This window comes from Dethiosulfovibrio russensis, assembly GCF_021568855.1.
GTDB lineage: Bacteria > Synergistota > Synergistia > Synergistales > Dethiosulfovibrionaceae > Dethiosulfovibrio > Dethiosulfovibrio russensis.
The window spans coordinates 315,947-328,711 of record NZ_JAKGUG010000003.1; the positions used below are offsets into that span (position 1 = coordinate 315,947).

Annotated in this window: 9 protein-coding genes, 3 tRNA genes and 1 rRNA gene; all 13 read right to left on the reverse strand. The window is 52.0% G+C overall.

The annotated features are described in order from the left end of the window. Positions 1-10 precede the first annotated feature (10 nt). Positions 11-823 carry a pyrroline-5-carboxylate reductase gene (proC, locus tag L2W48_RS05025; protein WP_236115006.1) on the reverse strand — a complete coding sequence of 271 codons (813 nt, stop codon included), beginning with the start codon at positions 821-823 and terminating at the stop codon, positions 11-13. A 29-nt stretch (positions 824-852) separates the two neighbouring features. After that, the gene (gene rlmB, locus L2W48_RS05030; protein WP_236100278.1) at positions 853-1,662 is read right to left on the reverse strand and encodes a 23S rRNA (guanosine(2251)-2'-O)-methyltransferase RlmB; all 810 of its coding nucleotides are present in this window, start codon (positions 1,660-1,662) and stop codon (positions 853-855) included. Then, positions 1,650-4,472 (reverse strand): excinuclease ABC subunit UvrA, encoded by a 2,823-nt coding sequence (uvrA, locus tag L2W48_RS05035; protein WP_236100277.1) that lies wholly within the window; start codon positions 4,470-4,472, stop codon positions 1,650-1,652. The genes rlmB and uvrA overlap by 13 nt, the downstream gene beginning before the upstream one ends. Further along, the gene (uvrB, locus tag L2W48_RS05040) at positions 4,429-6,438 is read right to left on the reverse strand and encodes an excinuclease ABC subunit UvrB (protein ID WP_236100305.1); all 2,010 of its coding nucleotides are present in this window, start codon (positions 6,436-6,438) and stop codon (positions 4,429-4,431) included. The genes uvrA and uvrB overlap by 44 nt, the downstream gene beginning before the upstream one ends. Before the next feature lie 76 nt (positions 6,439-6,514). Continuing rightward, entirely contained in the window at positions 6,515-8,437 is a 1,923-nt protein-coding gene (gene ftsH / locus L2W48_RS05045) for an ATP-dependent zinc metalloprotease FtsH (protein ID WP_236100275.1), read from the reverse strand. Positions 8,438-8,455: 18 nt separating this feature from the next. Then, positions 8,456-8,998 carry a hypoxanthine phosphoribosyltransferase gene (hpt, locus tag L2W48_RS05050; RefSeq protein WP_236100274.1) on the reverse strand — a complete coding sequence of 181 codons (543 nt, stop codon included), beginning with the start codon at positions 8,996-8,998 and terminating at the stop codon, positions 8,456-8,458. Between the two features lie 15 nt (positions 8,999-9,013). Beyond that, entirely contained in the window at positions 9,014-10,387 is a 1,374-nt protein-coding gene (gene tilS, locus L2W48_RS05055; protein WP_236100273.1) for a tRNA lysidine(34) synthetase TilS, read from the reverse strand. 228 nt (positions 10,388-10,615) lie between these two features. Next, positions 10,616-10,912 carry a YerC/YecD family TrpR-related protein gene (locus L2W48_RS05060; protein ID WP_005661955.1) on the reverse strand — a complete coding sequence of 99 codons (297 nt, stop codon included), beginning with the start codon at positions 10,910-10,912 and terminating at the stop codon, positions 10,616-10,618. A gap of 95 nt (positions 10,913-11,007) precedes the next feature. Beyond that, the gene (locus tag L2W48_RS05065) at positions 11,008-12,024 is read right to left on the reverse strand and encodes a pyridoxal phosphate-dependent aminotransferase (protein WP_236100271.1); all 1,017 of its coding nucleotides are present in this window, start codon (positions 12,022-12,024) and stop codon (positions 11,008-11,010) included. Positions 12,025-12,169: 145 nt separating this feature from the next. Continuing rightward, positions 12,170-12,256 (reverse strand) — tRNA-Leu (locus tag L2W48_RS05070). 106 nt (positions 12,257-12,362) lie between these two features. Next, positions 12,363-12,439: transfer RNA gene (locus L2W48_RS05075), tRNA-Met, on the reverse strand. 6 nt (positions 12,440-12,445) lie between these two features. Beyond that, positions 12,446-12,521: transfer RNA gene (locus L2W48_RS05080), tRNA-Met, on the reverse strand. A gap of 153 nt (positions 12,522-12,674) precedes the next feature. After that, positions 12,675-12,765 (reverse strand): 5S ribosomal RNA (rrf, locus tag L2W48_RS05085); the annotation flags it as partial.

The window sequence follows — 12,765 nt, forward strand, 5'->3', positions numbered from 1 at the left end:
TAAAGAGCTTCTAGCTACTCGATAGCTTTTCCCTCAAAGCACGAGATCCGGAACGTCCCTTCTCGCTGGCAGTGACGACCGCCTCGATAATAGACGTCCTAAGACCACCGGATTCGAGAACTCTCAAGGCATCTATGGTCGTACCAGCGGGAGTGCAGACCCTGTCTTTATAAGCCGCAGGGTGTTCCCCTCCCCTCAGGGCAAGCTCGGCGGATCCTATCAGGGTCATCGCCGCGGCCTCGAAGGAGACATCCGCTTTCAGACCGGAGGCCAGTCCGCCCTGAATGAAGGACTCCAGGATAGTGAAGACATAGGCCGGACCGGAACCGGATATTCCGGTAATGCCGTCCAGGTCGCCTTCGGAGACTTCCCTAGCCAGCCCGATACAGGATAAAACCTCGCTAAGAAACTTTTTGTCTTTTTCGGTAACCTCAGTCGATAGGCTATATCCGGTGAAAGCCTTGCATACCGACGCACATATATTGGTCATGGCCCTAGTCCAACGGGCATCGGAAGCGCTCTTCTTCAAAAGTTCCAAATCCACGCAGGCCGCCAGAGAACAACAGAGTTTTCCTGAGAGTTTGTCGGAGTTGCTCTCTATCACCGACAAAACGAGATGGGGCTTCAAGGCCCAGAATACAATTTCACCGTACGCCAAGGCCTCGTCCATTTCATCGGCTACGGAGATGCCTTTGTCCCCCATGTCCAGACGTCTTTCGGCGCTAGTATCGTAGACCATGACGTCCTGCCCCTTAAGGTAGAGTCCCTCGGCGACGGCACCTCCTAGAGCACCGGCTCCGACTACAGCGATTTTACGTCTCACATCGTTCAACCTGGACAGCTCCTCTCGTTCTATTCCATCAATGGGTTTAATCTGCGCCATTCAAACATACCCAAAGCCGCAGCGACGCTGGCGTTCAGAGACCCAGTCTCTCCGACCATGGGAATTCTGCGAAGATCGTCGCATCTCTCCGAAGAAAGCCTGGACAGCCCCTCCCCCTCTGAACCCACCACAAGCACAAGTTTATCGGGTAGGGAAGTGCACCATATATCTCGAGATGCCTCATGGTCCAAACCGACCACCCAATATCCTTCTTTCTTGAGGATTTCCATAGAGCGGACCAAATTGGTCACCTCATACAGAGGAACCCTGAAAGCCGCGCCAGCGCTGGTTTTTATCACGGTTCCCGTTACGCCTACCGATCTTCTGGAGGGGTATATCACCCCGAGTGCCCCTACAGCCTCAGCCGTTCTTATCATCGCTCCGAAATTATGAGGATCCTTCACATGATCCATGGCCAACAAAAGCGAAGGGCCTTTCTCCGGTGAGAACTGTGAGAGATCCCTCGGCTTCGGCAAATCTATATTCGCCACTATGCCCTGGTGTTTTTCTCCTCCGGTGATCTCGTCCAGATAGGATCCGTTGGCCTCTGTCACCTCCACTGCACTCCTGCCGGCCAACCGCAACAGGTCGTCCCGGAATGAGATCTGGATACCTGTGGCCATATATATCTTTTTACAGGCTGAGGGAACCGTCTCAAGCATCGATATTACGGCGTTTCTTCCCCAGCATAGATCCTTATCTTCTGAACGACGGGAGCTCGTGGTTCTCCCTTTGGAACGATCCGATCGGACTTTTCTTTTCTCCTTCAGGTCAGCCATCTCCCTTCCTCAAGATAACGGTCTATATGATAACCGGTATATCCAGATTTTTTCTCAGCCAACTCCTCGGGTGTTCCCGAAGCGACCAAGTTTCCGCCTCCGACGCCGCCTTCCGGTCCAAGGTCTACGACGTAATCTCCGGAACATATGACGTCCAGATTGTGCTCTATGACCACCACGCTGTTTCCCTGATCCACCAATTTTCTCAGTATCTTTATCAATTTTACTACGTCGGTATAGAAAAGACCGGTGGTCGGCTCGTCCAAGAGATACAGGGTTCCCTTGCCGGATCTGCGGCCGAGTTCCTTTGCCAACTTCACCCTCTGGGCCTCTCCTCCACTGAGGGTCAAAGCGGATTGACCGAGTTTGATGTAACCCAACCCGGCATCCTGTATGAAGGCCAATCTGGAGGCGATGGCCGGTATTTCGCTGAAATGCCCTAGGGCTTCGTCCACAGTCATATCCAGCACGTCCGCTATGTTTTTACCTCTATATGTCACTTCCAAAGTCTCTCTATTGTACCTTTTTCCTCCGCAGACCTCGCAGTCGACGTAGACGTCCGGCATGAACAACATCGATACTTTCTGAACGCCCGCACCTCCGCAGGCCTCGCAGCGTCCGCCTCTGACGTTGAAGCTGAACCTCCCGGGAGCGAATCCCTTTATCTTGGCCTCTGGCATATGGGAGAAGAACTCCCTGATATGGGTGAACAATCCGGTATATGTAGCTGGATTAGACCTGGGAGTACGGCCGATAGGGCTCTGATCCACCATGACGACCTTACGGATTTTCTCCCAGCCCTCTATGTTTCGATGAGACCCCGGCCTTATCCTGTAGGATTTATCCATCTTTCTCTTTATCCCTCTGTAGATGACGTCGTACAGCAACGTGCTTTTCCCTGAGCCGGAAACCCCGGTCAGGCAGACCAGGTTGCCCAGAGGAATCTCTACATCCATATCTTTAAGGTTATTTTCCGAGGCCCCCAAGATCTTCAGTTTATCTTCCCCGGGAGAGAGCCTTCCCTCTCTGTATATGCCGGAAATCTTTCCTTTTATGTAGGGACCGGTTTTACCCACCGAATCGTCGAATTCATCTCTATATCCTTGACGGATCAGCTGTCCTCCCTGTTCCCCTGCCTCCGGTCCTATCTCAACTAAATAGTCGGCGGAGTTCATCACGTCTCTGTCGTGTTCCACGACCACCACGGTATTGCCTATGCTCTTTATCGTGGCAAGCGTCTCAATGAGCTTGCCGGTGTCTCTTGGATGCAGGCCTATAGTAGGTTCGTCCAGGACGTATAGTACTCCCGTTAGTTTCGAACCTATCTGGGTAGCCAGCCTTATCCTCTGGCTCTCCCCTCCGCTCAAGGTATCAGCCCTTCTGTTCAACGAAAGATATCCCGCCCCCACCTGCACCAAAAACTCCAACCGCTTTATGAGCTCTGAAAGAACCTGATCGATTATAGAGCTGTCCCTGTCGTTTAAGGAAAGATTTTTGATCACCTGTAACAGCTCGTCCACAGGCATGGAGACCAGCTGGCCGATGTTCCACTCCCCTATGAATACGCTGAGACCCTCCGGTCTAAGTCTCAAACCGGAGCAGGAACGACAGATATCCTCCGATAGATACTGGGACAGTTCGTCCCTTACCGCCTCCGAGTCGCTTTCGCGCCAACGTCTGTCCAACCAGGGAAGAAGACCTTCATAGCGTCCCATATACTCGGATGTAACCCCTTTTCTCTCGAAGGTGAGCCGAAGTTTTCTATCGGAGCCGTTAAGCACGATGGATCGCTCTTCCTCCGAGAGATCACGGTAAAGCCTCTTCCCGTCTATATCAAGCGACGATAGCAGAGATCTGAGACGACGAAGCATGTAGTGGTTTTTACGCCACGGAAGCAGAGCTCCGTCCAAAAGAGGCGCATCGGCCACTACCGCCAGATCCTCGGAGAAAGCCCTATGGCTCCCTATGCCGGAGCAATCGGGACAGGCTCCCGAAGGGTTGTTAAACGAGAAGAGCGCTGGCTCGAGATCGGGAAAAGAGGTGTCGCAATCGGGACAGACGTGTCTTTCCGTAAGTCTACGGGGCTCTCCGTCCTCGGTCTCTACCGAGACAAATCCGTCGCTTAGATCCAGGCAAACCTGGATGGCCTCGGCTATCCTGCTTTTACGGTCCTCCACGATCTTCAGACGATCGACCACGACTTCGACGTCGTGAGGACGTTTTTTATCCAACTCCAGGTCCTCTTCCAGCCAATAGACCTCACCGTCCACTCGAACCCGTAAAAAACCTTTTTTTCTGAGGTCGACGAAGAGGTTTTTAAACGCTCCCTTTTTTCTCTTCACCACCGGCGCCAAGATCTCCGCCTTTTTGCCCTCTTTTTCCCTCAAGAGCAGATCCACCATCTCGTCTACGCTGTGTCTGTGAAGCTCGGCACCGCAGGACGGACATCTGGGAACGCCGATCCTGGCGAAGATGAGCCGTAGATGATCGTATATCTCTGTTACGGTTCCCACAGTCGACCGAGGGTTGTGGGAAACCCCTTTCTGTTCGATGGATATTGCAGGTGAGAGTCCGTCGATGTCGTCCACGTCCGGTTTTTTCTGAACCCCTAGGAACTGTCTCGCATAGGCTGACAGGGACTCGACGTATCTTCTCTGCCCCTCCGCATAGAGGGTATCGAAAGCCAGAGAGGACTTCCCCGAGCCGGAGGGTCCGGTTATGACCGTCAGGGTGTCTTTCGGAATATCCACCGATATATTCTTCAGGTTATGTTCTCTTGCGCCTACGATTCGAATTACCCGATGCGACACGGGGCATCTCCCCTCCCCTTATAGTTCCCAGTATGTCTCTGAGGGTAGCCGCCCTCTCGAATTGGAGTTTCTCCACGGCCTCCCACATCAGCCTCTCGAGATCCCGTTCCTCCATGCCCTCGAAGGTCTCCTCCCACTTGTCAGGCCCCTTAGGCAGGGCGTCCCTCATCAATTCCTCAGGAAGTAGAGTTCTTATCTCTCGATGTACCGTCTTGGGCACTATGTTATGTTCTTCGTTATGCTTTATCTGGAGTTCCCTGCGTCTTACCGTCTCGTCCACCGCTTTGGATATGCTGTCGGTCATCTCGTCGGCATAGAGGACCACCTTGGAGTTGACGTTTCTGGCAGCTCGTCCCATAACCTGTATGAGCGAACGATAGGATCGAAGAAATCCCTCTCTGTCCGCGTCGAGTATGGCCACCAACGTCACCTCTGGGAGGTCCATTCCCTCGCGAAGCAGATTGACCCCTACCAGGACCGAGACGCCACCGGACCGTAGCTCCTTTATAAGGTCCGCTCTCTCGAATGTATTCAGATCGGAGTGGATGTACTTGGCCTTTAAGCCGAGGTCTACCAAATAGCCACCGAGATCCTCCGCTCCTTTTTTGGTCAAGGTGGTCACCAGTGCCCTCTCGTCCCTGCCTATGACCTCTCTCAATCGCCCGAGAAGATCGTCGACCTGACCTGTGGCGGGGGCTATCAAAACCTCCGGATCCGGTATGCCCGTCGGTCTTATGACCTGTTCGACTATCCGTTCCGACACAGACGACTCCCAGTCCCCCGGCGTGGCCGATAGAAAAAGGGTCCTGTTCATGTAGCGGGAGAACTCCTCCCAACGAAGAGGGCGGTTGTCGAGACAGGACGGCAGGCGAAATCCGTGGTTGACCAGGGTCTCTTTTCTCGCCCTGTCTCCGTTGAACATCCCTCTGACCTGAGGCAACGTTATGTGGGACTCGTCCACCACCAGCAGAAAATCGTCGGGGAAGAAGTCTATCAACGTACCGGGAGGCTCTCCCTCGGAGCGGCCGTCCATATACCTCGAGTAGTTCTCTATGCCGGAACAATATCCCGTCTCGACCAGCATCTCCATGTCGTATCTGGTCCTGCTCTCTATTCTCTGAGCTTCTATGAACTTTCCCTGAGAGGTAAAAAGGTCCACCTGCTGCCTCATCTCCTCAGAGATCGCCTTCATCGCTCCTGCCACCGCCTCGTCCGTCGTGACATAATGCTGAGCGGGATATATGGCAGCTCTCTCCTTGCGAAGAACGGTCTTTCCAGTAACGGGGTCCGTCTCCTCGATGGATTCTATCTCATCGTCGAAAAACACCACCCTGAGGCAGGTGTCGCTGTAGGCCGGAAAGATCTCCACCACATCTCCTCTGACCCTGAAGTTACCGGGGGAAAGGGCGACGTCGTTTCTGCTGTAATACCCCGCCAGTAAGGATTCCATGAAGGTCCTTCGGTCCCAGATCTCCCCCACCGAGAAAGGTATCACGGCCTCCTCATAGGTTTTTCTCTTTCCCAGACCGTATATACAGGATACGCTGGCAACCACTATTACGTCCTCTCTCTCTATCAATGCCTTGGTAGCGGCAAGACGCAGCTTCTCTATTCTATCGTTGACCGAGGCGTCCTTCTCTATGTAAGTATCCGACGAAGGAACATAGGCCTCCGGCTGGTAGTAATCGTAGTAGCTGACGAAATAATGGACGGCGTTGTCGGGGAAGAAGTCCCTGAACTCACTGTAGAGCTGAGCCGCCAGGGTCTTGTTGTGAGCCAGGATCAATGTGGGCCGTTGGACCTTCTGTATCACGTTGGCTACGGTAAAGGTCTTTCCGCTCCCGGTCACCCCCATGAGAGTCTGATACTTCAAGCCCTTCTCGAATCCCTCGGATAGTTTGTCTATAGCCTGGCCCTGATCGCCCGAAGGAGCCCAAGGAGACTTGAGTTTGAAAAGATTGGGCATATCTTTTTTCACCTCCCGAACACCTCCCGAAAAGAGACGAAGGGAGCGAGGGGATTTCCCCACGCTCCCGATCTGATTATGCCTGAAAGTTCACTCCGTCTTCTTCTGGAATCTCTTTGGGGATGTCGTCTTGTTGCGGCGGGTCTTCGTCGGAGTTTGTATCGTCCTCCTGTGGCTGAGGCACCTGTATCTCCTCCTCAATGACCTCTCCAAGAAGAACGGAAAGTTCCTTCCCGTCTATTATCTCCCTTTCCAGAAGGGTCTGTGCGACCAGATCCACCTTATCCATGTTATCCGAGAGGATGGTCTTGACCTTTTCGTAACAACCCTCGACGATGGAGCGAACTTCTCTGTCTATGGCGTAGGCGATCTCCTCGCTGTAGTTCCTGTCCTCCGCAATATCTCTGCCGAGGAATATCTCGTGTTGTTTTTTCCCGAGTGTGACAGGACCCAGGTTTTCGCTCATCCCATACTGGGTCACCATCTGCCTCGCTATCTGAGTGGCCCTCTCCAGGTCATTGGTGGCTCCGGTGGTTATATCACCGAAAACCAGCTCTTCAGTGACCCTTCCTCCTAAAAGGACGCAGATGTTGTTCAAAAGCTCGTTTCTCGACATGAGGAAACGATCTTCCTCAGGGAGCTGAAGGGTGTAGCCCAAGGCCATACTGCCTCTGGGAATGATGGATATTTTATGAACCGGATCGCATCCCGGAATAAATTTCGCCACCAAAGCGTGGCCTGTCTCGTGGAACGCGATAATATTCTTTTCCTTCTCCCCTATCAGACGGCTTTTTCTCTCCGGACCGGCCAAGACACGGTCGATCCCTTCCTCAAGCTCGTCCATGGATATTCTCTCTTTTCCGGATCTGGCAGCCAACAGAGCAGCCTCGTTTACCAGGTTGGCCAGATCGGCCCCCACGAAACCGGGAGTTCTCTTGGCGACTACCTCGAGGTTCACCGATTCGTCCAGCTTTTTCTCTTTTATATGGACGTCCAGTATGGCCTTACGTCCTCTGACGTCGGGGCGATCCACCACGACATGACGGTCGAACCTTCCCGGCCTCATCAGGGCGGGATCGAGGACATCCGAACGGTTGGTGGCAGCGATCAGGATTATGCCGGTCTTCTCGTCGAACCCGTCCATCTCCACAAGGAGCTGATTCAATGTCTGCTCCCTCTCGTCGTGTCCGCCTCCTAGGCCTGCTCCCCTCTGTCTTCCGACCGCATCGATCTCGTCTATGAAGACTATACAGGGTTGATACTTCCTGGCCTGCTCGAAGAGATCCCGAACCCTTGAGGCTCCTACTCCTACGAACATCTCCACGAAATCGGACCCGCTGGTACTGAAAAAGGGTACCGCTGCCTCGCCCGCACAGGCTCTGGCCAGAAGGGTTTTACCGGTACCAGGAGGTCCCAGAAGCAGAACTCCCTTGGGAACGGTGGCACCAAGCTTGGTGAAACGGGACGGGTCCTTGAGATATTCTATTACCTCCTGAAGCTCCTCCTTCGACTCATCGCACCCGGCTACGTCATCGAAGGTGACCTTGGGACGATTGTCGAGGAACATCTTGGCCTTGCTCTTGGCGAAACTCATCACCTTTCCGCCACCGCCCTGCATATGGTACAGGAAGAATATCCAGACCCCTATGAGCAACAACGTCGGAAACAGAGATGACATCATGGTGACCCACCATGGATTTTTCTGAGGAGGAGCTATTTTCACGTCCACCCCTTTTTTTGTGATGTCCTGGGCTATTTCTCCCGCCCCTATCACGTAGGTAATAAAATCCTTGCCGTCCACCGTCTTACCGGTCAGGGTGGAATCGTTTATGACTACCGACTTTATCCGACCACTATCAACTTCGTGAAGAAACTGGCTGTAACTCAGGTCCCTTACGTTGACCCCCCTCTGTTCCGGCGAGAGAAAGACGTTTACCAGACTAACCACCAGAACGATCAGGATAAGGTAGAGCCCGAGGTTTTTTACCAATCGCTGCAAGTTTTTACCTCCTTCCAGTTATGCCTCGACCGTAGGCTCCACCGAGTGGACCGACCGAAGGTTACGCCATCTCTCCGCATAATCCAGGCCGTATCCTACGACGAAAAGATCGGGTATATCGAAGCCGACGTAATCGACGGAGATATCGGCGATCCGTCTCTCTTTCTTATCTAACAGGGAACATATCGCCAGGCTTTTCGGTTCTCTCTCCATCAAGACCCTCCTGAGATAGGAAAGGGTAAGCCCCGTATCGACGATATCCTCCACTATGAGAACGTCTTTGTCCTTTATAGAGTTATCCAAATCTTTGTTTATGCGCACCACGCCACTGGACTTCGTGGAATCCCCGTAAGAGGATACACTTATAAAATCCATGCTGACATCGACATTATCGTCTATAGCCCGAACCAGATCGGCCATGAATATGACCGCTCCCCTAAGTATTCCTATAACGATGAGTTCCCTGCCGTTGTAGTCGACGCTTATGGCCTTCCCCAATTCCGCGACTCTTCGGGCTAGCCTACCCTCGTCTATGAGGGTTCCGGCAACCTCGTAATCCATCCGACGCTCTCCTTCCTACCCCTGATGGGGATGGGTAAACCTTATAGAACAAACACCATCACATTTTACACTATCCAGCGGAAAAGCCCACCGCCCGGACCAATTTCCGATCCTGGGAGACCAATAGGGTATTCCGTTTATCCTCACTACTGGGATTTTATTCTCGATACACCAGGGGAAACTACCTCTTACGGCCTTTTTCTCCTTCTTTTCTATAGAAGAGAGAGGAACTACTTCGAGTAGGGATTCCCCATCCCCCGACAAGACAGGGAGATTGGCCACGAGACCCTCTCTGAAGGGAACCCCTTCCTCCAGATAAGACCAGGTGATTTTCTCTCCAAACCACTCCGATTCGCCTCTAGTAAGAGGCAGAAAGATCGTTTCGGAAGGCCCTTCCTCTAGAGACTCTCTTGTCAACCATATGAGATGGTCCTTGCAGCAGCATAGCTCAACGTCCTCGGACCATTGAAAACGCCATCTGGAAGAACGTTCCAGCAGATCCGAAAGGATCTCCGTCCTGTGTCTAGACAAAGTCCTCAGTCCAAGCTCTCTACCTACGTGGCGGAAGAGCCAAATTCTATGCCCTTTGGGTAGATCCATCACGCCGGATCTATCCAAAGAGTAGAGAGACCAAGGTATAAAGGAGAACAGAGAACGAGCTAGATCGGAGGCGGTTCTCTCTTCTTCCCTACGGAGATCCGACATCTCCTCTATCAATGAGAGAACGTGACGGCGAATTCCACGGTTTATCCTGTTCTCAAAGAGAGGCAGGACCTCGTGTCTTATCCTGTTTCTAAGATATAGGTCTTCCTGATTGCTTTCGTCCTCTACCCAACCCCAACCGACTTCCTTCAGCAGATCTCGCAGCTCATTCCTTGATACCTCAATAACCGGTCGGACAAAACGATCCCTGACCTCGGGAATTCCGGCAAGTCCGTAGGCTCCGGAACCTCTGGCCAGGTTGAGAAAAAAGGTCTCCACCGCATCGTCCGAGTTATGGGCCATGGCCACGAAATCCGAACCTATCTCTTCCGCCTTGGAAGCCAGGGCCTCGTGTCGTATCCTACGAGCGGCCTGTTCCAGGGACTCTCCTCTTATAGCCTCGCCTGGGACGTCCCTTGAGACTATGCAACACTGTATTCCCAGCTTCTCGCAGTGTTCTTTGACGAAACAGGCATCCGCTTTGGACGAATCTCCTCTTATTCCATGCTCGACATGGACTACCGAGATATCGTTGGGCCAACAGTTAAGCATCAGCCAAAGCAACGCCATTGAGTCGCTTCCTCCGGAGACTGCCACCACCATCCTTTTAGCATCCCACCACCCCTGTCTGACGCCGGCACGATGTAAGGTCTTCTCTAATTGATCTTGATCGGAACTATGTTTCACCTCTATCACACCTCCGGACGGGATAAAAGGGGAAAAAAAAAGAACCTCTCCGTGAGGTCCGCACGACCACATCTCTGGATACCAGGGGAAATACCCTCCCTAGGGACAGCCTCCGTATTTTACAACAGAACTGACAGAGCTGCCATAAGATGACGGGAGATAGAAAGACAATTTAGGGGAAGTCCTGACATCGGACCTCCCCCTAAGGAATTCGTGATTATGTGGGAATTATTCCTTTGTGCCCTTTTGGAGGCGTTCCAGGACAATTCTATAACCGTCGGCACCGTATTCCAGGAACTTTTTCACTCGACTTATAGTGGCGGTACTGGCACCGGTCTGCTGAGCTATCTGAGGATAGGTATAACCATCACGTAAAAGCCTTGCGACTTCAAGGCGTTGCGCCAACGCTCTTATCTCGCCGATAGTGGCGATATCCTCCAGAAACGAATAGACCTCTTCCTGGGATTCTAACGACAGAACGGCTGAACAGAGTTGATCGGTAAGACGATCTTTCCATTTCTCCACGTCCTGAATCCTCCTTTCCTGCCTCCTGATATCTTCAAAATCTCCATATCATAGTATCACCAACCAATAGAGTCTACAAGTACACAAGAAAGGAATTACAGTTTCCCCATTATAGAGAGCAAACGATTCATCTCGTCATCGGCACCTACGGTTACACGGATCCAATCGCCCTGCCATGGCAGGGCGAACCTCTTAACCTCTGCATATCGATCCCTCAATAGTGAGACCAATTCGTCTCCAGGAATAGGACTATCGACCAGGAGAAAGTTGCCCTCACTGGCTAGAGTTTTCCATCGAGACATCTCTGCAAGGGACTCTCTGAATTTTTCCCTGGTCGAGACGATGGTTTTTATCCTCTCCTCCAGCCAAGAATGATTTTTCAGCAAGGTAAGGGCCACTGTCTCGGAATATACGTTGACGTTAAACGGACTTCTTAGATCGTTCAGAAAACGGGACGCCTTTTCGGAAGTTACGAGATATCCCACCCTCAATCCGGCTATACCCCATGCCTTGGACATAGTCTTCAAAACGGAGACCCTTTCGGGAAGGCCTTTTGCGGTAAAACGATCGAGGTATCTCCTGGAGGCAAACTCACCGTAGGCTTCGTCCACTATGACGGGACAGGAAGAATTCTCCACTACTGAATCTATGAAATCGTCGGAGAGAATCACTCCACTGGGATTATTGGGCGAATCCAAAAGTATCAAAGACGGGGAAGCTTCTTTTATTGCCCTCATAAAAGCTACCTCGTCTACCGAGACCTTAAAAGCAGTCTCGTCGAAGACCATGGGAACGGAGAGATGCCTGGCTTTAAATACCTTACACATGTGTTCGTATTGAGAAAAAGACGGGTTCAAGGTCAACACAGTATCTCCAGGTTTTATCCATGCAGCGAAGATTATCCATAGGATTTCGTCCCCGCCGTTTCCAGGTACTATCGAACTTGCGGAAAAATCGACATAATCTCCCAATGCCTGACGAAGATCTCCATAAGATGGATCGGGATATCTGTTGGGTTCCACGGATAGAAGGGCTCTATCGACGTCCTCCCTTATGTACGAAGGGATCGAATAGGGACACTCGTTCTTATCAAGTCTTAAAATATGGCTCATGGCTGCTCCTCCTCACTTTAAAGCGATAAAGCGAGAATAACTTTATCACGACGTCGAACGCGATGCAACTTAACCGCTAAAAAAATAGGGAAGACTCCCAAGGAGTCCTCCCTATACCGTCATGAATAGACGATATAAACGATATTGGTGCCCGAGACCGGGCTCGAACCGGTATGCCTTTACAGGCGAGGGATTTTAAGTCCCTTGTGTCTACCAATTCCACCACTCGGGCATCATTTTAAACGAAAAGATGATATCACTGTAGAACTAGTCAGTCAAACGATCCTAGGTGTACCTTTAAAAAAGAAAGCCCCTTCTAGAGGGGCTGAATCAATCGATGGTGGCGGTGACTGGAATCGAACCAGTGACACTACGGGTATGAACCGTATGCTCTAGCCAACTGAGCTACACCGCCATATATTGGTTGCGGGGGCAGGACTTGAACCTGCGACCTTCGGGTTATGAGCCCGACGAGCTACCAACTGCTCCACCCCGCGATGTCCTCGTTTCTTTAAGACTTGGAGAGTATAGCAGAGATGGAGTGCCTTTTCAAGAGGGGAAACAGGAGAGGAAATATACAGAATAATAACGCGACCAGCCCCGACCATCGGAAGATGATCGGGGCTGGTAGTTGAAAAAAAGGAAAAGACTCTTGGCAGCGACCTACTCTCCCACGAAGCGAATCGCAGTACCATCGGCGCTGGAGGGCTTAACTGCCGGGTTCGGCATGGGACCGGGTGT

What these genes read in the sequence shown, in the direction of transcription:
- L2W48_RS05065 (WP_236100271.1), bottom strand. Translation starts at nt 12,024, where the DNA reads ATGAGCCATATTTTAAGACTTGATAAGAACGAGTGTCCCTATTCGATC.
- hpt (WP_236100274.1), bottom strand. Translation starts at nt 8,998, where the DNA reads ATGGATTACGAGGTTGCCGGAACCCTCATAGACGAGGGTAGGCTAGCC.
- rlmB (WP_236100278.1), bottom strand. Translation starts at nt 1,662, where the DNA reads ATGGCTGACCTGAAGGAGAAAAGAAAAGTCCGATCGGATCGTTCCAAA.
- uvrB (WP_236100305.1), bottom strand. Translation starts at nt 6,438, where the DNA reads ATGCCCAATCTTTTCAAACTCAAGTCTCCTTGGGCTCCTTCGGGCGAT.